The following is a 22,966-nucleotide window of genomic DNA, read 5'->3' on the forward strand; positions in this document are numbered from 1 at the left end:
CGTTCTCCCTGCGGTAGATGGATCGGACGCGAAAGGTCGCAGCGGAACGCCGAACGGCCTCGGGGGAGAGGCCATCGTGGCGGCGTGCGTGGCACCATGCGGAGCTGCGCCGAGATCTCGATTGGGCGCGGCGACCGCCCCGGACGCGCGCTGCCGATCGAGATTGCCTCACTGAGGCAGCGGATGAAGCGTTCCGGGCTGGTCTTTCGCGGGGCATCGCGGCGCCGAACCGGTGTGGCGGCGATTGCTCCGAGAGTCAACGCTAGCAAGGGGCTTTCGCTCCGAACCGTCTGAGAGGCCTGATTTTCCGCCTCAGACGCCGATTCCGTCGGGTAGCGACCCAGCGTCTCGCCTACGCTCATGCGGATCGCAGCGAGATCGGGGATAGTTACCGGAGCGTTACATCGTTCGCCGGAACCGGGGCCGAATTCGGGCGCAGACGGCGAGATGAGCCGCTCAACTTGGCCTGCGAAGATTGCCGAATGAGCGACCGAGCGCACGACCCGCCCGTCACCGTCACCCCAGCACGCGCATCCGAGCGGCTGAAACTGCTGCACCTGCTCGCAGCGCTCCTCGTCGTGTGCAGCGCGACGGTGCTCTTCGCGTTCGAGAACAACCTCGGCTACCTGCCGCTCGCCGCAGGCATCGCCCTCGGGTTCTTCGCCGACCGCGGCCTTGGGCGCGACCTGCTGCTCATCGGAATCGGCATGGGCATCATCAGCCTCCACTCGATGAAGGCCGACATCTCCTGGGGCAACATCTTCGTCATGGGCACGGTGCTCTCGCTCGCCGTGGCCGTGCCCTACGCCATCTCAAGGTGGGTCTACAAGGACCACGCCGTGCGGTTCCCGCTGCGCCGAGGCACGCCCTGGTCGAGGCTCGAGAAGCTCTGGCTCGGACTCGTCCTCGTGCTCGGCTGGCTCATCCTGCCCTTCTACTTCATCACCTCCGGCGTCTACCAGAACTGGCCCGCCGTCACCACGGCGTCAGAGATCGGGCGCCTCTTCGTCGGCGTCGGCTTCGTCGGCATCTGGGACGAGCTGTTCTTCATCTGCACCGTCCTCACCCTGCTGCTCCGGCACTTCCCGTTCTGGGTTACCAACGCGCTCCAGTCGATCGTCTTCGTGTCCTTCCTCTGGGAACTCGGCTACCAGTCGTGGGGTCCGCTGCTCACGCTCCCCTTCGCGCTCATCCAGGGCTGGATCTTCACGAAGACCAAGTCACTCACCTACGTCATCTGCGTGCATCTGCTGTTCGATCTCGTCGTCTTCCTCGTCATCGTGCACGCCCACCACCCCTCCTGGCTGCCGATCTTCCTCTACTAGCCCCGCGCCCGCCCCGCCCCGCCCCGCGCGCCGCCGCGCCTCCCCCGCCCCGCCGCGCGCCGCCGCGATCGCTGCCAGCCATACGGCCGTAATGCGGCCTTCAGAACGGCGCTTTGGCTGGCAGCGATGCGCAGTCGGATGCGGGTTCGGGCATATTGACTGGCAGTGTTCGCCCTCCATGCAGCTGGCCAGCGCAGAGCACAGGACTCCCTGCGTGAGCAACTCTGGTGTCACACAGTCTGTGGATGGTGCTCCCTACACAGCCCTCGAGTTCGATGGGCGCGTGGATGCACAGCAAAATTACGCTCGCCGCATGCGTCGACCTCGACCACTGACCGAAGACCTGACCATCAGTGAGGGATTCTCCACACGCCAGGCTCTCGACAACGACGTCCCGAGCAAGCGTCTGCGCGCAGGCGACCTCGTCACGCCCCATCACGGCATCCGAATGTCGTCGCGAGTTCTCTCTCCGCATGGCCTCGACCAGAGTTTCGCGAGTGCCGGCCTCATCGAGGGGGAGGTCCTGGCGGACGTATCCGGAGCCCGCTGGTGGGGGCTTCCGCTGCCACGAAGCCTGGAGGAGGAGATGCTGACGCACGTGGCGGTCGCGAGACCTTCGCATCCACCGAGCGGCAAGCGAATAGTGGGACATCGGCTTGATCCGAAGCGGTTCGTCACGGCGCAACTCCGTGGCGTTCAGACGCTTGCGCCCTCCTCGTTGCTGGCGCACCTCGCCGGGCGACTCGAACTGACACAGGCGGTGGTGTTTGCGGATGCGCTGCGCACGTCATTTGAGCACTATCCAGGGCGCAGTAATGACGTGCCCGTGTACTCGCTCGAAGAGCTCTCGGCGGTGGCACAGCTCTGGAAGGGGCGGCCGGGAGCCGGGAACCTTCGCGCCGCGCTCGAGCTTTCCAGGGCAGGGTCGGAGTCCCCGAAGGAGACCGAGCTCCGTCTCTTGATCATCGGGGCGGGCTTCGGAGAGCCAACCATGCAGCACAAAATCTACGTGCCTGGTTATGGGAAGGCCCGCATCGACCTCGCGTACGTTCGGGAGAAGATCGCCATCGAGTTCGAGGGAGAGGGACATTTCTCGGATCCGGCGGCGGCTCGAAGGGACCTCGAGCGGACCGAGGCTCTGCAACGGGCCGGTTGGCGGGTGATCCGGGTAACGAAAGCCGACCTTCGTCGACCATGGAACCTGCTCGAGAGCATCCGTCTCGCCCTCGCCGAACGAGCAGGTCTGCGTGCGTGATCCCTGCCAGCCAAACGGCCGTTCTGCGCGCCGAAGAACGGCCGTTTCGCTGGCAGTCTTTCGGCGAGATCGCAGTGATCGCATGGAGCGCCACACAGCGACGCCGCCTGCCGGAGCAGACGGCGTCGCCGTTCGTGGATGCGCGGTCGGGGCTAGTCGAGGCCCGCGTCGAGCACCGCGTGGTCGACCGAGATCGTCGGGATCGAGGCCGTGATGACCGAGCCGTCCTCGCGGATCGAGCCCTCGATGTCGCTCAGCGTCGGGTAGCCCTCGAGCTCCTCGACGGCGCCGAGCTTGACCGTGGTCGGCTCGCCCGGTGCGATCGCGACGCGGCGTCCGCGCACGAACACCTCGGCGCCCGAGCCGGTCTCGGCGGTGAACGTCATCGAGTCCTGCTCCAGGTCGACGCGGATGCGCGAACCGCGCAGCGTGATGCGGAACTCGAGGTGAGACCAGTCGGCGGGGAGGCGCGGGTCGAAGGTGATCTTGCCGCCGTGGTCGCGCATCCCGCCGAAGCCGTAGACGAGCGCGCTCCAGATTCCGCCAGTCGAGGCGATGTGGATGCCGTCGCTCGTGTTGTGGTGCAGGTTGGCGATGTCGACGAACAGCGCGGTGGAGAAGTAGTGCTCTGCGAGGTCCGCGTAGCCGACCTCGGCCGCGATGATCGACTGCACGACCGCCGAGAGTGAGGAGTCGCCCGTCGTGAGCGCGTCGTAGTACTCGAAGTCCTTGCGCTTCTGCTCCGGCGTGAACTCGTTGCCCTGCAGGAGGAGCGCGAGCACGACGTCGGCCTGCTTGAGCACCTGGAACCGGTAGATCACGAGCGGGTGGAAGTGCAGCAGCAGCGGTCGCTGCGACGGCGGCGTGTTCTCGAGGTCCCACAGCTCCTTCTCGAGGAACTGGGCGTCCTGCGGGTGGATGCCGAGCTTGTCGTCGAAGGGCAGGTACATGGCCTCTGCGGCGGCTGACCATTCGACGAGCTCTTCCTCGGCGAGGTGGAGTCGCATGGTGAGCCGCTCGAAGGCCGTCGGGTCGGTCGCGCGAAGCCGTTCGCAGGCGTCGTAGGCGGCACGCAGGTTGGCCTTCGCCATGACGTTGGTGTACAGGTTGTCGTTGACGACGGTCGTGTACTCGTCGGGGCCGGTGACGCCGTGGATGTGGAAGTGGTCGTCGCCGCCGGTGCGCCAGAACCCGAGGTCGGCCCAGAGGCGTGCCGTCTCGACGAGGATGTCGATGGCTCCTTGCGCGAGCAGCTCGTCGTCACCGGTTGCTGCCACGTACTGCACGAGCGCGTGGGAGATGTCGGCGTCGATGTGGTACTGCGCCGTGCCGGCCGCGTAGTAGGCGGACGACTCGAGGCCGTTGATGGTGCGCCACGGGAAGAGGGCGCCCTTCTGGTTCATCTCGTGCGCGCGCTGACGTGCCGCGTCGAGCATCTGGTGGCGGAAGCGCAGGGCGTTGCGGGCGACGTTCGGGGCCGTGTAGCTGAGGAACGGGAGGACGTAGACCTCGGTGTCCCAGAAGTAGTGCCCGCCGTAGCCGGAGCCGGAGACGCCCTTCGCCGCGACGCCGCCGCCGTCGGTGCGCGCCGTGGCCTGCGCGAGCTGGAACAGGTTCCAGCGCGTCGCCTGCTGGTAGACGGGGTGGCCGTGGATGACGATGTCGCTGCGGTCCCAGAAGTCGTCGAGCCATTCGCGCTGCCACGTGTAGACGTCTTCGACGGCGACCTCGCGCATCCGATCGAGGGTGCGGTCTGCGCGGTCGGCGAGCTCGCGCGTGGGCACGCTCTTCGACGTGTGGTAGGCGACGTGCTTGATGATGCGCACGGGCACGCCGGGCTCGGCGCGCACGCGGAGGGCCGTCTCTGCGAAGTCGGCGTCGACGCGCGTCGTCGCGTCCCACTCGTTGTCGGTGATGATGTCGTGGTCGGCCGCGACGGCGATGGTCATGCCCGAGTGCGTGGTGCGGTAGGCGAGCATCGAGCGCAGGCCCTCCTCGCGCGCGATGCGCGACTGGAGCACGCGGTCGGTGAAGGACTCGGCCTTGCGGGGGTCGAAGGCGACCTCGGTCTCCTTCTTGCCGCGCTGGAACTCGTCGCCGCCGTCCTGGCGGTTGATGATCTGGCTCGAGAGCAGGATGGAGGCGCCGCGGTCGACCATCTCGACCTCGTAGTCGAGGAGCACGTAGTGGCGGTCGGTGAACGACACGAGACGGTGCGAGCGGATGCGCACGTGCTTGCCGGACGGGGTGCGCCAGTCGAGTTCGCGCGTCAGGACGCCGTCCTTGAACGAGAGCACCCGCGAGTACGAGAGCAGATCGGCTTCGCTGATGACGAGCGGCTCGTCGTCGACGAAGAGGCGGATGATCTTCGCGTCGGGCACGTTGACGATGGTCTGGCCGACCTGGGCGAAGCCGAAGGCGTCTTCCGCGTGACGGATGGGCCACGTCTCGTGGAACCCGTTGATGAAGGTGCCGTACATGTACCCGTCGCGGCTCTCCTCGAGGTTGCCGCGGAGGCCGAGGTAGCCGTTGCCGGTGGCGAAGAGGGTCTCGACGAGCCCTTGCGAGTTGGCGTCGAACTCGTGCTCGACGAGGGCCCACTCGTCGAGTGGGAAGCGGTGCCGGTCCAGCGGGTCTTCCGTGGAGAGGTTCATGCGTTGCCTTCCTTGCTGTCGGGCGCGACAGCGTTGCTCTCAGGGGAGAGGGTCGTGCTGTCGGTGGCGGCAGCTTTGCTCTCGAAGTTGGTGAACACGGGCACGAGCTCGGCCAGGTCGTCGACGACGGTGTCTGCGCCGGACGACATGAGCTCCTCGTGGCTCGCTTCGCGGGAGACGCCGATGACGAGTCCGAAGTTGCCGTCTCGCCCTGCTTGGACGCCGGAGTGGGCGTCTTCGACGACGACGCAGTCGGCGGCGGTCAGGCCGAGCAGCTCTGCTGCGTAGAGGTACGTGTCTGGCGCGGGCTTGCCTGCGATGCCGTGCTGGGCGGCGACGAGTCCGTCGACGACGGTCTCGAAGCGGTCGAGCAGGCCGGCTGCGGTGAGCACGGGCACGGCGTTGCGCGAGCTGGAGACGACGGCGACGCGGAGGCCGCTCGTGACGGCGGCGTTCAGGAACTCGACCGAGCCGGGGTAGGCCTGCACGCCGGTCTCGGTGAGCTCGGCGTTGAAGGTGTCGTTCTTCCGGTTGCCGAGTCCGCAGACGGTTTCGAGTTCCGGCGAGTCGTCGGGCGTGCCGTCTTCGAGCGTGATGCCGCGGGAGGCGAGGAAGGAGCGGACGCCGTCGTAGCGTGGCTTGCCGTCGATGTAGCGGAGGTAGTCGTCGTCGGTGTACTCGGGGCCGATGCCCTTGAGTGCGAGGTAGTCGGTGAAGAGTCTCGCCCAGGCGCGCATGTGCACCTCGGCTGTCGGCGTGATGACGCCGTCGAGATCGAAGAGTATGGCTTTAGAAGTGGTGAGCTGTGTCACGTCTCGAAGACGAGGAGCGATCATTGCATCCGACCTTGCATCGTTGGGTGGCGCCGTGGCGCCGTTCTATGGTGCACGACAGAATTCACCGGTGTGCTCCTCCCTCGTTGCACACCGCAGATCCCCGGCGCGGTGTTCAATATCGTAGGGGTTCTCGGTGGCCTCATGCGCCCATATTCGGACGATCCGTTCAGCCGGTTTCGTGGATGTGGCTGCGTTCGGCCTGACGGCTGAAGAGCGACAGGATCTCGAGGGTCGTGTCGCCGTCGTTGGTCATCGAGTGGGGACGAGTGGTGTCGAATTCTGCGGCTTCTCCGGGGTCGAGGATGGTGACCTCGTCGTCGAGTTGGAGGCGGAGCCGTCCGGCGAGCACGTAGCACCACTCGGTGCCTTCGTGGACGCGTAGGGTGACGGGCTTGTCGCGGTCGGCTGGCTTCTGTGGCGCGACGAGCACCTTGAACGCCTGCATGCCGTCGGTGGCGCGTGAGAGGGCCAGGTAGACGCGGTCGCCGCGTCTGACGGGCTTGGGGTGGATGCGCGGGTCGCCGGTCGAGGGGGCGCCGACGAGGTCGTCGAGGGGCACGCGGTAGCAGCGGGCGAGAGGCAGGAGCACGTCGAGTGATGGGCGCCGTCCGCCAGATTCGAGGCGGGAGAGGGTACTGACGCTGAGGCCGGTCTCGTCGGCGACTTCGCTCAGCGTCATGCCGCGTGTCCGCCTGATCTCGCGGAGGCGGGGGGCGACTCGGCTGAGGGCTTCGGTGATGCCGAGAGCAGGGTCAGCGGTGGTGTCGGCAACTTGGGCTGTTCCGGGATGGTGGTGTGGTCCGTGGTCGTGTGCTGCGATCATGCTTGCGAAGATAGCAAACGTGATTGCCAAAAGCGCGACTACTGGTCGAGACTTGCGACATGACTCACCAGGATGCGCCGTCCACGACGGCATGGACAGAGACCGAGACCGTCATCTGGGACGCCATCGTGATCGGCGCGGGACCCGCAGGGCTGAGCGCGGCGCTCACCCTCGGGCGCGGACGCCGTCAGGTGCTCGTGCTCGACCACGGGGTGCCCCGCAACCGCTTCACCGACCACATCCACGGGGTCCTCGGGCACGAGGGCCTGGCGCCGGGCGAGCTGCGCCGCATCGGGCGGGCGGAGGTCGAGGCCCACGAGGGGGTCTTCGAGGTCGCAGAGGTCGCGGCCGTCGCACCGGTCGCCGAGGCAGATGGCACGCGAGTGCTCGTCACCGCGGAGGATGGGCGGGTGTTCCGCGCGCGCGCCGTGGTCGTGGCGACCGGTCTGCGCGATGAGCTCCCGAATGTGCCCGGCCTCCGGTCGCTGTGGGGGCGCGGCGTGTACGCCTGCCCGTTCTGTGACGGCTACGAGGTGCGGGATCGCGCCATCGCGGTGCTGGCGACGGGTGAGCACTCGGACATGAAGGCGCACCTGCTGCGTCAGTGGAGCGCTGACCTCGTGCTGCTCGTCAACGGGTCGTTCGATCTCGGTGCGGCGGAGGCGCGGGCGCTCGCGGCGCGGGGAATCCGGGTCGAGCGCTCGGGCGTCGACGAGGTCGTCGCGGGTTCGGATGGGCGACTGCGCGGCGTGCGCCTCGCGAACGGTACCGAGCTGGAGCTCGCGGCGATCTTCACGAACCCGGCGTTCGTCCCGCTGACCGCCATGCTCGACGGCGTCGAGACGCGCGGCCCCGAGCATCCCGAAGCCCGCGTCTGGGTGGTCGGCAACGCGGGGGATGCACGGGCGAACGTACCCGTCTCGATCGGCCAGGGTGCGACGGCCGGCGGCGACGTCGCCTTCGCGCTGCTCATGGACGAGATCGAGGCCGCCACCTCGGAGGCCGAAGCGGGCGAGCAGCGGCACTAGCCGCGGCCCGCCCGCCCGCCGGTGCCTACCTCAGAGCGCGTCGGTGTCGCCCTCGCCGGCCTCCGCGGGCCGGTCGGCGCGCTTCCGAAGTGCCGCGGCGGTCGCGAGCGCGCCCGCAGCCAGGACCGCGGCCCCGCCGATCGTCGGCGCGAGCAGGTCCCCGCCGGTCGACGCGAGTCCGTCGGGAGAGGCCGTGGCGCTCGGGGTCGGGGTCGCCCACCCGGGGGTGGATGCGCTCGGCGTGGTGGTGCTCGTCGCTCCCGGCATGCCCGTGGGGGTCGCGGTCGGTGTCAGCGGGGGTGCTGACGTCGGCGCAGTCGTTGCCGTCGGCGAGGTCGTCGGGGTCGGGGTAACCGGCACCTCCACCAGCTGCTCTGCCGGCAGCACCTGCACGATCGTGGGCCTGGGGCCCGCGAAGGAGCCAGCTGGGGCGGGAGTGCCCGACGGCACGAAGTCGGGAAACAGCGAGTTCTGCGCCTCGAATGTGCCGTCCTCACCCGGGTGCTGGACGGCGACGAACACGTGGCGCTCGCTGTCGTGGATGACGGGCCCGCAGGTCTCGCTCTCGCGCGGGACGGCGAGGAACTGCTCGACGTTGCCGCGCTCGGGGCCCTCGAGCGTCACCCGGAACAGCCCGTCGTTGTAGCCGATCGTGCTGGGCGCGCCGTCGGTGGAGATCCAGAGGTTGCCGACCGAGTCGAAGGCGAGGTTGTCCGGGCAGGAGATGGGCGAGACCTGCGCCGCCGGGAAGCCCGAGAAGTACGCCGACGAGTTCTTCGCAGGATCGCCGCAGAGCATGAGCAGGTTCCAGGTGAAGCTCGTCGCCGTCTGGTCGCCGTCGGCCTCCGTGAGCTCAACCACGTGCCCGTCGCGGTTCTCGGCGCGGGGGTTCGCCTCGTCTGCACCCGCGCGTCCGGGCGTGCCCCGGTTCGAGTTGTTCGTGCAGGCGACGTAGACCTTGCCGGTGAAGGGATTGGGCTCGACGTCTTCGCACCGGTCCATCTTCGTGGCGCCCGCGAGGTCGGCCGCGAGGCGCGTGTGCACGAGCACCTGGTCGACCGACATGCCCGCGATCTGCGAGGCTCCGCCGACAACGAGCGGCAGCCAGGTTCCGGTGCCGTCGAACGCCGCATCGCTCGGCAGGGCTCCGGTGCCCGTGATCTCAGCGGCTGGCGAGTTGCCGGCGAACTGCGCGACGTACAGGTCGCCGTTGGCGAGCAGCGTCATGTTGTGGGCGCGGTTTCCCTCGATGTAGGTGTCGCGCGAGACGAACTTGTAGAGGTAGTCGAAGCGCTCGTCGTCGCCCGTGTAGGCGACAACCTTGCCGTTCGAGGCGATGGAGATGTTCGCCCCCTCGTGCTTGAGGCGTCCCAGCATCGAGTGCTTCTTCGGGGTGCTCGTCGGGTCGAGCGGGTCGATCTCGATGATCCAGCCGAACCGGTTGGCTTCGTTCTCATAGCCCGCGTTCCTCGTGTCGAAGCGCGGCGCATCCAGTTCCCAGCCTCGTGCGGTCTCGCTGTCGGTGAGGCCGTAGCGCTTGTCTTCGGCCGAGGCGCCGGGGGCGCGGAAGTAGCCGTTGAAGTTCTCCTCGCCAGAGAGGATCGTGCCCCACGGGGTCGTGCCGCCTGCGCAGTTGCCGAGGGTGCCGTTGATCCAGCGGCCCGCGGGGTCGTCGACGGTCTTCAGCAGCGGCGAGCCGGCCGCAGGGCCCGTCATCTCGTAGACGGTGTTGAGCAGGAACCGGCGATTACGCTCGGCGCCGACGACGTAGTTCCACGGGTGCTCGGCGGATGCGCGCTCGAGCTCGACGACGGACAGCCCGTGCGCGGCGCGGCCGACGGCGCGCACCCGCTCCTGCTCGTTCTCGAGCTGCGCCGCGGGGAACATGATGTTCTCGTTGGTGTACTCGTGGTTGACGAAGAGCAGCGCGCGGAGGCCGTTCGAGCCGTCGAGCGGCAGGATGTCGGTGTAGTCGCAGTTGTAGCCGAACTGCCTCGCCTGCGCCGCTTCGGTCTGGTTCTCCGGGTCGAAGGCCGGGCTGTCGGCGAAGAGCGGGTCGCCCCAGCGGATGAGGGCTCGCCAGTCGTACCCCTCTGGCACGGTGAACGTGTCCGACATCGCGTCGACCGGGGAGATCGGGGAGAACTCGAGGGGAGACGTGGCGGGGCCGAACGGCGATGCGCTCGGGGTGGCCTCGGCCCTCGGGGCGGCACCGAACGCCAGCGTGATCGCGCCGGCCAGCCCGGCGCTCGCGCCGAGCATGGTGCGGCGCGAGAGCTGCGCAGACACGATGTCGCGGAAGTACGAGTTCGACGACGTGTTGCAGACCTCGCCGGTGCAGGCGTTGGCGCACTTGAGGGCGCAGGTTACGGGGCTGCGCTTGCCCTTCGTGTGGCCCAGCATCGGGAGGAATGTGCGGCGCGAGACATCGGTCATGGGGGGAAGCTCCTTCGTCGGGGACTCGACGAGGCAAGCAGCGGCCGCGAAACGGCCGGTGGTATCCGGGTGAATGCCCGGTGAACCCGCGTCAGGCCGCCCTAACGTTCATCGCCCCCGCGGTCACGTTCCGAGAGGGCGCGGAGTGTGGAGGTGTGATGCTCACGCACGGTCCGCACGGTCCGCACGGTCCGCACGGTCTGCACGGTGACGCAGGGTGACGCTCGGCCTGCGCTCGACTCGATGAAGTCGTCGGCGAGTCGCACTTTCCCCGTGTCAACGGGGACAGGGGGTGGGGTCCGGCATGCGCTCCATGCTCCACGTCTCGCTACGCTGCCCGGGGCGCGAGCGACCGTGTACGCTCTGCGGCCGGGCGCGGTCGGTCTGAAGGCGAGGCCCGCCTGAGTTGACGTGCCCGGGTGTTTCTTGGCATCATCGTCGAACTTCATTCGATTGCATGGATCACCGCGTTGAGCGCACCGCCTCGCCGCATCCAGCTCGACCACAAGCCGCGCCGCCTCGGGGATGCCGTGTTCCCCCGGGGCGGCGCTTTCTTGCGCTCATCGAGGTCCTCCCTGTGCTCAGCGACTCCTTCTCGCGCCGGTCGAACGGGGCCGTGAAACGGGCTGCGAGGCGGGCGGCGATAGGGTGCATGTAATTGCATTGAAATGGATGGAGCTGCCATGACCGGCACGATCGAGTTCGGCCTCAACACCTTCGGCGACGCGACCAACGACCTCGACGGGCAGCCGCGCTCGCACGCCCAGGTCATCCGCGACGTCATCGAGGAAGGAGTCCTCGCCGAAGAGGTCGGCATCGACGCCTTTGCCGTGGGCGAGCACCACCGAGACGACTTCGCCATCTCGACCCCAGAAACCGTGCTCGCCGCCATCGCCGCCCGGACCGAGCGCATCCGCCTCGGCAGCGCCGTCACCGTGCTCAGCTCCGATGACCCCGTGCGCGTCTTCCAGCGCTTCTCCACCGTCGACGCGATCTCCCGCGGCCGCGCCGAAGTCATGCTCGGCCGCGGCTCGTTCACCGAGTCCTTCCCGCTCTTCGGCCTCAACCTGCAGGACTACGAGGTGCTCTTCGAGGAGAAGCTCGACCTCTTCATGAAGATCGCCGCCGGCGGGCCCGTCAGCTGGAGCGGAACCGTGCGGGGCGCCCTCAACGACGTCACCGTGCATCCGCAGCTCGAAGAAGGACGACTCCGCGCGTGGGCCGCCGTCGGCGGCACGCCCCAGTCAGTGGTGCGCGCGGCCCAGTACTCGATGCCGCTCATGCTCGCGATCATCGGCGGCGAGTCCGCCCGATTCGCGCCGTTCGCCAACCTCTACCGCCAGGCCAACGAGCAGTTCGGCCACCCCAACGGCCTCATCGGGGCGCACTCGCCAGGGCACATCGCCGCGACCGACGAGGAGGCGCGCGAGGAGCATTGGCTGAACTACCGCACGATGATGATGCGCATCGGCAAGGAACGCGGATGGTCGCCCATGCAGTACGAGCAGTACGTGCAGGAAACGGGGGAGCGAGGCGCGCTGTACGTCGGATCGCCGGAGACGGTCGCCCGCAAGATCGCCGCGACCGTGCAGGTGCTCGGGCTGCAGCGCTTCGACCTCAAGTACAGCGCGGGCACGCTGCCGCACGAGCACAGCATGAAGGCCATCGAGCTGTACGGAACGAAGGTCATCCCGATGGTGCGCGACCTGCTCGCCTAGCCGCCGCCCGTCGCGCCGACGCATTGTGCGGATGCACGACCGCGGCGCGGCGGGCAGGGCAAAGTGTTCGTGTAGCGCCCAGCCCGCACGAGTAGCGTTGAGGCAATCATCGGCCCGAGCCGCCACGCTTGAGCCAGCCACGCTTGAGCCCGCCACCACCTGAGGAGTTTGCACAATGACGTATCCCAACGAAGCGGAACTGCTTGCGAAGGTTCCCGGCCAGCTGTTCATCGGCGGCGAGTGGGTCGACGGCGCCGACGAGCCCTTCGCGGTCAACGACCCCTCGACCGGCAAGGCGCTCAAGCACATCGCCAACGCGAACCCCGAGCAGGGCATCCAGGCACTCGACGCCGCCGTCGCCGCCCAGGAGGACTTCGCCCGCATGGCGCCGCGCGAGCGCGGAGAGATCCTGCGTCGCGCGTTCGACATCCTGCAGGAGCGCCGCGACGAGATGGCACTCATCATGACGCTCGAGATGGGCAAGCCCCTCGCCGAAGCCCAGGGCGAGGTCACCTACGGCGGCGAGTTCCTCCGCTGGTTCAGCGAGGAAGCCGTCCGCGTGCACGGCCGCTACGGAACGCAGCCCGAGGGCACCGGTCGCATGATCGTCTCCAAGCACCCCGTCGGCCCCGCGTTCCTCATCACCCCCTGGAACTTCCCGCTCGCCATGGCGACGCGCAAGATCGCCCCCGCCATCGCCGCCGGATGCACCTCGGTCGTCAAGCCTGCATCCCTCACGCCCCTCACGACCCTCTACTTCGTGAAGATCCTCGAAGAAGCCGGCCTCCCGAAGGGCGTCGTCAACGTCATCACGACGCGCAGCACCGCAGCCGTCTCGTCGCCGATCATCGCCGACCCGCGCCTGCGCAAGATCTCCTTCACCGGCTCGACCGGGGTCGGCCAGGGCCTCATGAAGGAGGCGACGAAGAACGTCCTCCGCACGTCGATGGAGCTCGGCGGCAACGCGCCGTTCGTCGTCTTCGAGGACGCCGACCTGGACAAGGCCGTCGAAGGCGTCATCGCCGCCAAGTTCCGCAACATCGGCCAGGCCTGCACCGCCGCGAACCGCATCCTCGTGCACACCGACGTCGCTGACGAGTTCGCGCGTCGCGTCACCGAGAAGGTGTCGTCGTTCAAGATCGGCCGCGGCACCGAGGACGGCGTCATCATCGGGCCGCTCGTCGAGGACAAGGCGGTCGACAAGGTCGCGTCGCTCGTCGACTCCGCGGTCGCCGCTGGCGCCGAGCTGCTGCACGGCGGCAAGCGCGTCGAGGGTGACGGCTCCTTCTACGAGCCGACTGTGCTCAACCGCACGCCCGCGTCGAGCGAGATCTTCCGCGAGGAGATCTTCGGACCGGTGCTCTCCATCACGACGTTCGCCGACGAGGACGAGGCCATCCGCCTCGCGAACGACACCGAATACGGCCTCGTCTCCTACGTGTTCACGGAGGACCTCAAGCGCGGCCAGCGCCTCATCGACCGCATCGAGACGGGCATGATGGGCCTCAACATCGGCGTCCTCTCCAACGCCGCCGCACCGTTCGGCGGCGTCAAGATGTCCGGCATCGGCCGCGAGGGCGGCTTCGAGGGCATCGAAGAATACCTCTACACGAAGTACACGCTCACGCCGAACCCCTACGCGTAAGCAGCGCGGAGACGCGCCTCCCGCATCTGTCGATCCCGCCGCCGGCCTCGCGCCGACGGCGGGATCGTCGTCTGTGTACTGTGTCCGCCTCCGTCCCGCCCCGTCCTCGCGTCCTACGACGAAGAGTTGTGGCAATGTGCACCTGCGGTTCGCGGCAGCTGCGCTTTGCCACAACTGCGTGCGCTGAGGGCGGATGCGAGCGGGGCGGATGCGAGCGGGGCGGATGCGAGTGGGGCGGAGGCAGGCGTTCCGTATGGCCCGCGGCCCGCGGCAGAGTTGTGGAAGAACGTTCTTGGTTCGCGCCGGAGCGACACTTTGCCACAACGCTGTGGGGTGAAAGCGGGGACTGGGGTGAAAGCGGGGGCGGTGGTGCGGCGGCACGGCGGGGAGGTTGTCCACAGCTTTGTGAACCCGATCGTTCGGCCACCCGCGGTGCTCCTAGCCTCGAACGATGGGAGCAGCGGTCAGGGGCGGTACCGAGAGCGGGAATCGGCGGGACGACGCGGGGCATGGGCGGGGACGCGCGCCGCGCATCCCGTTGCCGAGCGAGCTGCGGTATGCGGCGTTCAGCGTCTCGGAAGCGCGTGCCGCGGGTGTTTCGATTGGACGCCTCAGGAATCGTACCGAGGCACGGCCGTTCCACGGGGTTCGGGTGCCGGACGCCCCAATCGATCCCTCGAGCTTCGGCCTCCTCCTCGGTCCTCGCGGTTCAAGCGATGAGTTCGAGGCGCTGTCGGAGCGGATGCGGGACCTCGACCGAAGCTATCTCCCGATCATGCCGGAGGCTCAGGCGTTCGGCGGTGCCTCCGCGGCTCGTCTCTACGGTCTCCCGCTCCCGCTGCGGCTACTTCGCGATCCCACGGTGCACGTCATCGTTCCCAAGGGGCGAAATCCGCCGCGCGGGAGGGGCGTCTCAGCACGGTCCGTGCCGCAGCGGTTCTGGCATGTCGGCACGTTGCGCGGCGCCCCGATCGCGTCCCCTGAACTTTTGTACTGTCTGCTGGCGCGAGAGCTGAGCGTGCACGAGCTCGTGCAGCTGGGTGATGCGCTGATCTCCGAAGCGGGCAACTATCCGGGCCGGACGCTGCCGTGGGCCCTCACGAGCAGAGAACAGCTGGCCGACGCGGCCGCGGCGTGGGCGGGATGCTCGGGCGCCGCTCGGCTGCGCGCGGCCACGGAGCTGCTGCGTGACGGAGTCGAATCGCCGTGGGAGACGGTGACGCGGCTCGTGCTGGTTGAGTCTGGGTATCCCGAACCGCTGGTGAACTTCCAGCTCATGTCGGGGGCGCGGAGGGTCGCGCGGCTCGATCTCGCCGACGTTCGCGCTCGCATCGCGTACGAGTATGACGGTGACGGCCACCGGAAGGACAAGCGCCAGTGGCGTCTCGACATCACGCGCAGCCGTGAGATCCAGGGCGAGCGCTGGAGCCATGTCCGTCTCACGGTGGCTGATCTTGAGCCGGCCGACAAGTTGGAGGCGTTCACGGCCTACGCGCATCGCCTCCGTGCGGAGCGGCTTGCCGAGTAACACGGCGCGAGGCACGAAACACACGGTTGCTGGGCGCGTTGCGCGACAGGGTTGTGGCCAAGTGTCGTTCGCGTGCGGCGGGGGTGCACATTCCCACAATCTTGTGGAGTCTCGGGTGGTTGCGGGTGGTTGCGGGTGGTTGCGGGCGCGTTGTGGGGCAGGGGGCAGGGTTGTGGCGAAGTGTCGTTCGCGTGCGGCGGGGGTGCACATTCCCACAATTTTGTGGCGTCTCCGGGCGGCCGGCGAGCGACCGCTACGGCGCCGGCTGGCAGCTGGGGCACCAGGCGGCGACGCGCTCCCGGCCCTGGAGGCCGCGCTGGATGCGGGTCCCGCAGCGCAGGCATGGCCTGCCGTACCTGCCGTACACGTAGGTGCGCTTGCCCGGCCGCAGGTCGCCTGTCGTCGTGCGCTCCACTCGGTCGCGGTTCGCGACGATGAGCTTGTGAGCGAGCTCCATGAGGCGGTCCAGGTCGCCTGCCGCTGCCACGGGGGTGTGCGGATGCAGGCCGCGCAGGAACAGGAGCTCCGTCACGTACACATTGCCGAGACCCGCGAGGTTGCGCTGCTCCAGCAGCGCGCCGGCGAGCTCGGCTTCGGGGTCGCGGCGCAGATTCGCGACGGCGAGCCCCGCATCCCAGTCGTCGCCCAGCAGATCCGGGCCGAGGTGGCCGACCGCATCCGCCTCGTCGTCGCCGGCCAGCATCTCGACCACAGCCAGTTCGAAGCCGACTGCGCTGCCCGCCGCCGTGCCGAGCACGGCTCTGGCCTGGTAGTCGGGTCGCGGCCACCTGCCGCCGACAGGGACAAGCTGCCAGCTGCCATCCATGCCGAGGTGCGTGTGCAGGGTGTGCTCGCCGATGCGAGTCAGGAGGTGCTTCCCGCGAGGCACGACCTCGTCGACCTTGAGCCCTGCGAGGTTCAGCGCCGCGTACTTGGGCACCCGCAGCTCGAAGCGGGTCAGCTCGCGACCCGCGAGGGCGCGGTTCAGGCGCGTCGCCGCGCGATACACGGTGTCACCTTCCGGCATCGCGCACCTCGATGCCCAGGTGCGCCGCGAGGTGGGGAGCGAGCGCGTCGAGCTGCGACGGCGTCACGGTGACGCCGCGGAGGCCCTCGAGGCCCGTGATGGTCGAGAACTCCAGCCCACGCAGATCGACGTGCTCGAGGCGTGCGCCCGTGAGGTCGAGGATGCCGGTGCGGCTCTCCGCGAAGGCAACGCGTTTGGCGGTGGCGCCGCCGAGGTCGATCTCGTCGAAGGCGCAGTCCGCGAATCGCACGTCGGTGATCGTCGCACCGCGCAGGTTGACGTATCCGAGGCGGTTGTCGCGGAACTCCACGTTCTGAAAGTCCGATTCGTGGAGGTCCGCGGAGCCGAGCCGAGACGCCGACCAGCTGACGGACCGAAACGACTGGCGCTGGCCTTCGACGACGGGCACCTCGACCCGCTCGAGCACGCATTCGCTCACTCGGCCTGAGTGCAGCAGCAGCCTCCGCGCCGTCAGGCCTTCGACGCGGCATTCGGAGAACGTCACCCCGGCGGCGTCGATCTCGTCTCCGCGTACGTCAGTGAAGTGCTGGAGCTCGTGCACGCGCGCTGTCGCGAAGTCCTCCGGGCGGGCCTCGTCGAGCTCGGGAAGGAACGGCGCCTCGATCCGCGCCTCAGTGCCGCCAGCTTTGCTGCCTCGTCGTCCGCGTGCTGCTGCCAAGATGCTGCCTTTCGTTTGGGGTGGGGTCAATTGCCTGGCCGCATGCGCAATCCGCGGGTCGTGAGCGAGAATCCGCCCTCTTGCAGCATGCTCGCGAGCGGTGTCTCGAGCACAAACGTGCCGTCGACGCGTTCGATCACGAGGTTCGGGATGCGCGCGCGCCTCACTGTCTCAGCGAGCGACCGGGCGGCCGCGCGCAGGACCTCGTCGGAATCGGTGAACGTCAGCAGCGTCTTTCCGCCACGTTCCACGTAGAGCGCGAGCTCGCCGTCGACCATCGTGACGAGGCCGCCGGCCTTCCTGCCGGGTCGGTGCTTCGTCTGCGACTCTTCTGCGTCGGGCCAGGCGAGTGCGGACCCGTAAGGGTTCGCCGGGTCGGTCGCCGCGAGCGTCATCGTTTCGAACCGCTTCTCGGCGTCAAGCTCGTTCGTGAAGCTCCGCAGCCGGTCGACGGCACCGACCGTCGAGAACTGGGCCGCGCCGAGCTTCTCGATGAAGTACCCGCGCCTGGCCTTGCCGGACTCCTCGAAGCGAGCCAGCACACGGTAGACGAGCGCGAACCCGCCGAGCACCTCTTCGGCCATGACGCTGCCTCGGGTGACGATGCCGTAGCGGTCGAGCAGCAGGTCGCCGATGGCGAGGCCGCGCTCCGTCGCGTCGGTCACGCCGTTCAGTCCGAGGGTCCACCGGCCGCTCGTGTGCGGCTGCGAGGCAGCGGGGCGCTGGGCGGCGAAGGCGGATGCGGTCGGGCTGCCCGCGGAGTCGGTCGGTGCCATGGCGACTCGGCCTCGGTAGAGCCGGCCGCGGGCGGCCCGGCTCGGGGCGCGGTGCGCCGAGGTGCTCGCCGAGCCCGGGCCGCCGGAGAGCAGCGCGCGAAGCGGGGCGAGCGTGTCGTTGGTCACGCGCCCCTGCCACACGAGCGCCCAGAGCGCGTCGGAGAGCTCTCGGTCGCCGATCGACTCGGGTTCGAGCATGAGCCGCACGTGCCTGGCGAGCTGGGGGAAGAACCCAGCCCCGGACCCGGCCAGGGCGTCGAGGATGTGCCTGCCGCGCGCATCCGGTTCGCCTTCCGGCTGGTCGGGCAGGGTGAGGTGGGCCGTGTCGGCGAGGTGGAGGCTGATCCACCCGTCGCTCGAGCCGATCGCACCGTGGCCGCGCCACAGCACCTCGCCGGCTGTCGTGAGCTCGTCGAGCATGCTCGGGTGGTAGTCGCGAACCCGAGCGGGGAGGATGAGGGTCTCGAGCGCGGATGCGGGCACCGGCACCCCGGCGAGCTGGTCGATGACGGTGATGAGGCCGTCGATGCCGCGCAGGTCGCCGCCGACGTGCTGCCAGGCGGGGAGGAACCTCGCGAACGCGGCGTGGTCGACGGGTTCGATCTCGCTGCGGAGCGCCGCGAGGGAACGGGAACGGAGTCGCTTGAGCACGGTCTCGTCGACCCACTCCGAGCCTTCCCGATCGGGCCGGAACTCGCCCTCGACGACGCGGCGGGCGAGCTCCAGGCGGGTGAGTGCCTCGCGCACCACCGCCTGCCCTGTGCCGTAGCGCTCGGCGACCTCGGCGACGGAGAACGGGCCGTGCGAACGGGCGTAGCGGCCGACGAGGTCACCGACAGGGTCGTCGACCGGGTCGATGAAGGCGACCGGCACGCCGATGGGCAGGGCCACGCCGAGCGCATCCCGCAGCCGGCTCGCGTCTTCGATCGCCGCGATGCGTTCGACACCGGCGATGCGCACGCGGAGGGCACGCTTGGCCGCGACGAGCTCGGCGGCGTACTGTTCGGCCATCTCGACGCTCGCGCCCGAGGGCGCCGCCGAGGATGCCGCAGCCGAGGTGGCCGACGCTTCAGAGCCTGTAGCTGCTGAGGTCCCGTCGACCGGCTCGGCACTGTGGTCGGCTCTGTGGTCGTCCGTGTCGTCGTCCGCGTCGGCCTCGCGGAGCCGCGCAGCGATCTCCTCGACGCTGATCGGCCCCAGCACCCGCAGCAGGTCGGCGACCCCCTCGGCGTCACGGGCTCGGCGGTCGGGGGCCGTGCGCTGGAGCTCGGCCTCGAGCTGCGCGATGACCTTCGCGTCGAGCAATTCCCGCAGCTCGACTCGCCCGAGGAGGTCGGCGAGGAGGCTCGTGTCGAGGGCCAGCGCGGCCGCTCGACGCTCGGCCAGCGGACTGTCGCCCTCGTACATGAACGCACCGACGTAGCCGAACAGCAGCGTCCGAGCGAAGGGCGACGCCTGTTCGGTGGTGACGTCGACGAGTCGCACCTCGCGACCGGCGATGCGCTTCGCGAGGTCGACCAGCGCGTCGAGGTCGTACACGTCGTGCAGCACCTCGCGCACCGCCTCGAGGATGATCGGGAACGTCGGGTACTGCTTCGCGACGTCGAGCAGTTGCGCCGCCTTCTGCCGCTGCTGCCAGAGGGGCGAGCGCCTCCCGGGGTTGAGGCGCGGCAGCAGCAGCGCGCGAGCCGCGGCCTCGCGGAACCGCGACGCGAACAGCGCCGAGCCACCGACCTCGCGCGCGACGATCTGCTCGATCTCGTCGGCCTCGAGCACAAACAGCTCGGCGCCGGGCGGCTCGGCGTCGCCTTCGGGGATGCGCACGATGATGCCGTCGTCGCTCGCGACGACACCGCCGTCGATCCCGTAGCGGTCCCGGATGCGCGCGGCGACGATGAGGCCCCACGGCGAGTGGACGGGGGATCCGTACGGCGAATGCAGGACGATACGCCAGTCGCCGAGCTCGTCGCGGGTGCGCTCGACGATGAGCGTGTGGTCGCTCGGCACCTGGCCGGTCGCCTCCTGTTGCTCGCGGACGTACGCGACGGCGTTCTGCACCGCGTTCGCGTCCATGAGTGTCGCGAGAGCCTCTGGCACCTGCCCCCTCGCGGCGATCTCGCGCGTGATGGCCCCGATGGCTTGCCCGAGCTCGGACGGGCGCCCCAGTGCGTCGCCGGTCCAGAACGGCAGGCGCCCCGGCTGCCCGTATGCGGGGGTCACCAGCACGCGGTCGAAGGTGATCTCGGCGATGCGCCAGCTCGTCGCCCCGAGCGCGAAGACGTCGCCGACGCGCGACTCGTAGACCATCTCCTCGTCGAGCTCGCCGACGCGGCGCGGGCCTCGCTGGGCATTCGCGTCTTCCGAGCCTGCGAGGAAGACACCGAAGAGGCCCCGGTCGGGGATGGTGCCGCCAGAGGTGACGGCGAGTCGCGCGGCACCTGGCCTGCCGGTGAGGGTCCCGAGGTCGCGGTCCCAGACGAGGCGGGGCCGGAGCTCTGAGAACTGGTCTGACGGGTACTTGCCGGAGAGGAGGTCGAGGGTCGCGTCGAAGAGGGGGCGCGACAGCGACGCGAACGGGGCCGAGCGGCGCACGAGGTCGAACCATTCCTCGACGTCGAGGTCTTCGATCGCGGCGGCCGCGATGGTCTGCTGCGCCAGCACGTCGAGCGGGTTCGCGAGCACCCGCATCCGCTCGATCTGGCCGGTCACCATGCGGGAGGCGAGCACCGAGGAGTGCAGCACGTCTGCCCGATGCTTGGGGAAGATCGTGCCCTCGGAGGTCTCGCCGACCTGGTGGCCCGCGCGGCCGACCCGCTGAAGGCCGCTCGCCACGGAGGGCGGCGACTCGACCTGCACGACGAGGTCGACGTCACCCATGTCGATGCCGAGCTCGAGGCTGGAGGTCGCGACGACGCAGCGGAGGGTGCCGCTTTTGAGGGCGTTCTCGACCTCGGCACGCGACTCCTTCGAGACCGAGCCGTGGTGGGCTCTCGCGAAGGCGAGCGGTGCGCCTGAGGACTGGCCCGCCTGCCCCATCGAGACGGCGGGCGGGCGCTTCGGGTCGGCCTTCGGCTTGGCGCTGTGGTCTCCGGACGACCAGCGCACGCCCGGCGCGGCCGCGCTGAACGGGTCGCGATCTTCGGCCGCCTCGATCGCCGGGGCATCACCCGCGGCCCGCTCCTCGGCGATCTCGTTGAGCCGCGCCGTGAGCCGCTCCGCGAGCCGCCTGGAGTTGACGAACACGATGGTCGAACGGTGCGACTCGACGAGGTCGGCGATCGCCTCTTCGATGTGCGGCCACACCGAGCCGCTCTCTTCCGGGTCGACGGCAGGGTCCCGGAGCGATCCGGCTGCCGCGCCCGTCTCGAAGCCAGCGAACGGGTCGGCGTCGGTGACGGCACCGGATGCGTCTGTCGACGTCGGCGTCGCAGCCCCCGCCCGAGTCATGCCGATGTCGCTCAGGTCTTCGACCGGCACCCGCACCTCGAGCTTGAAGGTCTTCGTGCTCGGGGGTGCGACGACCCTCACCGGCGCGTTGCCCGCGAGGAATCGCGACATCTCATCGAGCGGTCGGACCGTCGCGGAGAGCCCGATGCGCTGCGCCGGCTTGTCGAGGAGGGCGTCGAGTCGCTCGAGCGTGAGCGCCATGTGCGCGCCGCGCTTGCTCGAGGCCACGGCGTGCACCTCGTCGATGATGACGGTGGTCACACCGGTGAGCGTCTTCCGTGCCTGCGACGTGAGCATGAGGTAGAGGGACTCGGGCGTGGTGATGAGGATGTCTGGCGGATTGCGCAGCTGCTGCCGGCGCTCCGCCGGGCTCGTGTCACCTGAGCGCACGCCGACGCGGATGTCGGGGGCGACGGCGCCGAGCCGCCTGGCGGTCTGCGTAATGCCGACGAGGGGCGAATGCAGGTTGCGCTCGACGTCGACCCCGAGTGCTTTCAGTGGCGAGAGGTAGACCACGCGCGTGCGCCGCTCGGGGCTCGACTCCGTGCTCTGCGCGCCGCGCTCTGCGGCCAGCTGGTCGATCGCCCAGAGGAAGGCGCTCAGGGTCTTGCCGGAGCCCGTCGGCGCGACGACAAGCGTGTGGTGCCCTGCCGCGATCTCACGCCACGATGCGTCCTGCACCGCGGTCGGGCTGACGAACGCCCCGCGGAACCACTCCCGGGTGGCGGGGGAGAAGGCATCCAGCGCGGTCAATTCAGGCATGACACCAACAGAACCACACACCACCGACATCAGCCTTCAGGGGGAGAGGATCAACCTCCCGGCGGACGATCATCCAGGCGGGATGGGTCAAGCTGGAGGCACCACGTTCTGAAGGAGTGATCTCATATGAAGCGTCTTGTCCGCCCCCGCAGCGGTCGCGTCATCGCCGGTGTCTGCGCGGGTATCGCGCAGCGGTTCGGCTGGTCGCCGTTTGTCGTCCGCCTGCTCACGGTGCTGTCGATCCTGATCCCGGGTCCGCAGGTCATCATCTACCTGGCCCTCTGGCTGCTCATCCCGAACGAGTAGCGCGGGGCGTTCAGGGCGCGAGCTCTCCGAGCACATGCTCAAGGAACGCCGCCATGCGCGGCAGCTCGCTCTCTGAGACCGCATGACCGAGGCCCGCCTCGACGTAGATCTCTGCGTCGGCGTGGGCCTCGAGCCATGCGGCCGTGTGCTCGACGGCGAGCGCGGGAATGACCGTGTCGGCGTAACCTCTGCCCCAGAAGACCGGTGGCCGGGTCTGTGCCAGCTCGGCGTCGCCCGGCAGCGTACCGACGGCGACGAGCCCTGAGATCAGGAGCGCGCCCGCGAAAGCACGCGGGCGCTGACGCAGCGCCTGCATGGCGACGATGCCGCCCTGAGAGTAGCCGAGCAGCGCCACCGGCGCGCCCGATGCGAACACGCCGAGCCCGTCGAGGAGCTCGAGCACCGCGGATGCTGCGTCGTTCGCACCCTGTTCGAGGCCGAGCTGCGCGTCGGCGTCGACGGCGACCTCTCCGGTGAGCGGGTCGGCGAAGCGCAGCGGGAACCACTCGCGGCCACCCTCAGGCTGAGCGTGCGGCGCCGGCACCGAGACGTAGCGGTAGCCCTGCGGCAGCTGCCCGGTGAGGCTGAGGATGTCGCTGCCGTCGGCCCCGTAGCCGTGCAGACCAACGACGAGCGGGACGGTGCTGGTCGCTGCCGTCGCAGCGTCGCCGCCGCGCCAGAGCAGTGTCGTCGGATCGATGCCTGTGGATGCTGTGCTCAC

At 69.2% G+C, this 22,966-nt stretch carries 15 protein-coding genes; 7 read left to right on the top strand and 8 right to left on the bottom strand.

Annotated elements, in window-relative coordinates:
* Positions 1 to 482: 482 nt before the first annotated feature.
* On the top strand, positions 483 to 1,325 hold the full coding sequence (locus ACPYN9_RS05850) for a CPBP family intramembrane glutamic endopeptidase (protein ID WP_424464769.1): 843 nt from the start codon (positions 483 to 485) through the stop codon (positions 1,323 to 1,325).
* A 313-nt stretch (positions 1,326 to 1,638) separates the two neighbouring features.
* Entirely contained in the window at positions 1,639 to 2,580 is a 942-nt protein-coding gene (locus ACPYN9_RS05855; RefSeq protein ID WP_424464771.1) for an endonuclease domain-containing protein, read from the top strand.
* A 152-nt stretch (positions 2,581 to 2,732) separates the two neighbouring features.
* Here the strand turns inward: ACPYN9_RS05855 and ACPYN9_RS05860 are convergent, their stop codons facing one another.
* The 3 genes from ACPYN9_RS05860 to ACPYN9_RS05870 form a co-directional block, all read right to left on the bottom strand.
* Positions 2,733 to 5,234, bottom strand: a complete 2,502-nt coding sequence (locus ACPYN9_RS05860; protein WP_424464773.1) for a glycoside hydrolase family 65 protein — start codon at positions 5,232 to 5,234, stop codon at positions 2,733 to 2,735.
* The gene (locus tag ACPYN9_RS05865; RefSeq protein WP_424464775.1) at positions 5,231 to 6,070 is read right to left on the bottom strand and encodes an HAD family hydrolase; all 840 of its coding nucleotides are present in this window, start codon (positions 6,068 to 6,070) and stop codon (positions 5,231 to 5,233) included. The genes ACPYN9_RS05860 and ACPYN9_RS05865 overlap by 4 nt, the downstream gene beginning before the upstream one ends.
* A gap of 166 nt (positions 6,071 to 6,236) precedes the next feature.
* Complete coding sequence (locus ACPYN9_RS05870) at positions 6,237 to 6,893, bottom strand: helix-turn-helix domain-containing protein (RefSeq protein ID WP_424464777.1); 657 nt, start codon at positions 6,891 to 6,893, stop codon at positions 6,237 to 6,239.
* 59 nt (positions 6,894 to 6,952) lie between these two features.
* On the opposite strand from ACPYN9_RS05870, the gene ACPYN9_RS05875 reads away from it, so the two are divergent.
* Positions 6,953 to 7,921, top strand: coding sequence for an NAD(P)/FAD-dependent oxidoreductase (locus ACPYN9_RS05875; RefSeq protein WP_424464779.1), 969 nt, complete (start codon positions 6,953 to 6,955; stop codon positions 7,919 to 7,921).
* A gap of 30 nt (positions 7,922 to 7,951) precedes the next feature.
* Here the strand turns inward: ACPYN9_RS05875 and ACPYN9_RS05880 are convergent, their stop codons facing one another.
* Entirely contained in the window at positions 7,952 to 10,357 is a 2,406-nt protein-coding gene (locus ACPYN9_RS05880) for a PhoX family protein (RefSeq protein ID WP_424464781.1), read from the bottom strand.
* Positions 10,358 to 11,040: 683 nt separating this feature from the next.
* Between ACPYN9_RS05880 and ACPYN9_RS05885 the strand changes: the two genes are divergently transcribed.
* The 3 genes from ACPYN9_RS05885 to ACPYN9_RS05895 all read left to right on the top strand — a co-directional run bounded on the left by ACPYN9_RS05885 (position 11,041) and on the right by ACPYN9_RS05895 (position 15,248).
* On the top strand, positions 11,041 to 12,075 hold the full coding sequence (locus ACPYN9_RS05885; RefSeq protein WP_424464783.1) for an LLM class flavin-dependent oxidoreductase: 1,035 nt from the start codon (positions 11,041 to 11,043) through the stop codon (positions 12,073 to 12,075).
* Positions 12,076 to 12,250: 175 nt separating this feature from the next.
* Positions 12,251 to 13,720 (top strand): NAD-dependent succinate-semialdehyde dehydrogenase, encoded by a 1,470-nt coding sequence (locus ACPYN9_RS05890; RefSeq protein WP_424464785.1) that lies wholly within the window; start codon positions 12,251 to 12,253, stop codon positions 13,718 to 13,720.
* 451 nt (positions 13,721 to 14,171) lie between these two features.
* On the top strand, positions 14,172 to 15,248 hold the full coding sequence (locus ACPYN9_RS05895) for a hypothetical protein (RefSeq protein WP_424464787.1): 1,077 nt from the start codon (positions 14,172 to 14,174) through the stop codon (positions 15,246 to 15,248).
* Between the two features lie 253 nt (positions 15,249 to 15,501).
* Here ACPYN9_RS05895 and ACPYN9_RS05900 read toward each other — a convergent pair whose 3' ends face one another.
* From ACPYN9_RS05900 to ACPYN9_RS05910, 3 genes are read right to left on the bottom strand one after another with little or no spacing between them, the layout of a single operon-like run.
* Positions 15,502 to 16,275, bottom strand: a complete 774-nt coding sequence (locus ACPYN9_RS05900) for a DNA-formamidopyrimidine glycosylase family protein (protein ID WP_424464788.1) — start codon at positions 16,273 to 16,275, stop codon at positions 15,502 to 15,504.
* On the bottom strand, positions 16,262 to 16,954 hold the full coding sequence (locus ACPYN9_RS05905) for a pentapeptide repeat-containing protein (protein ID WP_424464790.1): 693 nt from the start codon (positions 16,952 to 16,954) through the stop codon (positions 16,262 to 16,264). Before ACPYN9_RS05905 ends, ACPYN9_RS05900 begins: the two co-directional genes overlap by 14 nt.
* Before the next feature lie 26 nt (positions 16,955 to 16,980).
* Positions 16,981 to 21,939 (bottom strand): Lhr family ATP-dependent helicase, encoded by a 4,959-nt coding sequence (locus ACPYN9_RS05910; RefSeq protein ID WP_424464792.1) that lies wholly within the window; start codon positions 21,937 to 21,939, stop codon positions 16,981 to 16,983.
* Positions 21,940 to 22,065: 126 nt separating this feature from the next.
* On the opposite strand from ACPYN9_RS05910, the gene ACPYN9_RS05915 reads away from it, so the two are divergent.
* Complete coding sequence (locus tag ACPYN9_RS05915; protein ID WP_424464794.1) at positions 22,066 to 22,245, top strand: PspC domain-containing protein; 180 nt, start codon at positions 22,066 to 22,068, stop codon at positions 22,243 to 22,245.
* 10 nt (positions 22,246 to 22,255) lie between these two features.
* Here ACPYN9_RS05915 and ACPYN9_RS05920 read toward each other — a convergent pair whose 3' ends face one another.
* Positions 22,256 to 22,966: an alpha/beta hydrolase gene (locus ACPYN9_RS05920; RefSeq protein WP_424464795.1), complete on the bottom strand. Its 711-nt coding sequence runs from the start codon at positions 22,964 to 22,966 to the stop codon at positions 22,256 to 22,258.

The sequence above is a fragment of the Pseudoclavibacter helvolus genome (assembly GCF_049707175.1).
Classification (GTDB): domain Bacteria; phylum Actinomycetota; class Actinomycetes; order Actinomycetales; family Microbacteriaceae; genus Pseudoclavibacter; species Pseudoclavibacter helvolus_A.

Excerpts from the sequence above, each read along its gene's own strand:
- ACPYN9_RS05880 (WP_424464781.1), bottom strand. The coding sequence starts at position 10,357 with ATGACCGATGTCTCGCGCCGCACATTCCTCCCGATGCTGGGCCACACG.
- ACPYN9_RS05870 (WP_424464777.1), bottom strand. The coding sequence starts at position 6,893 with ATGATCGCAGCACACGACCACGGACCACACCACCATCCCGGAACAGCC.
- ACPYN9_RS05910 (WP_424464792.1), bottom strand. The coding sequence starts at position 21,939 with ATGCCTGAATTGACCGCGCTGGATGCCTTCTCCCCCGCCACCCGGGAG.
- ACPYN9_RS05895 (WP_424464787.1), top strand. The coding sequence starts at position 14,172 with ATGGGAGCAGCGGTCAGGGGCGGTACCGAGAGCGGGAATCGGCGGGAC.
- ACPYN9_RS05885 (WP_424464783.1), top strand. The coding sequence starts at position 11,041 with ATGACCGGCACGATCGAGTTCGGCCTCAACACCTTCGGCGACGCGACC.
- ACPYN9_RS05875 (WP_424464779.1), top strand. The coding sequence starts at position 6,953 with ATGACTCACCAGGATGCGCCGTCCACGACGGCATGGACAGAGACCGAG.
- ACPYN9_RS05865 (WP_424464775.1), bottom strand. The coding sequence starts at position 6,070 with ATGATCGCTCCTCGTCTTCGAGACGTGACACAGCTCACCACTTCTAAA.
- ACPYN9_RS05850 (WP_424464769.1), top strand. The coding sequence starts at position 483 with ATGAGCGACCGAGCGCACGACCCGCCCGTCACCGTCACCCCAGCACGC.
- ACPYN9_RS05890 (WP_424464785.1), top strand. The coding sequence starts at position 12,251 with ATGACGTATCCCAACGAAGCGGAACTGCTTGCGAAGGTTCCCGGCCAG.
- ACPYN9_RS05915 (WP_424464794.1), top strand. The coding sequence starts at position 22,066 with ATGAAGCGTCTTGTCCGCCCCCGCAGCGGTCGCGTCATCGCCGGTGTC.
- ACPYN9_RS05900 (WP_424464788.1), bottom strand. The coding sequence starts at position 16,275 with ATGCCGGAAGGTGACACCGTGTATCGCGCGGCGACGCGCCTGAACCGC.
- ACPYN9_RS05855 (WP_424464771.1), top strand. The coding sequence starts at position 1,639 with ATGCGTCGACCTCGACCACTGACCGAAGACCTGACCATCAGTGAGGGA.
- ACPYN9_RS05860 (WP_424464773.1), bottom strand. The coding sequence starts at position 5,234 with ATGAACCTCTCCACGGAAGACCCGCTGGACCGGCACCGCTTCCCACTC.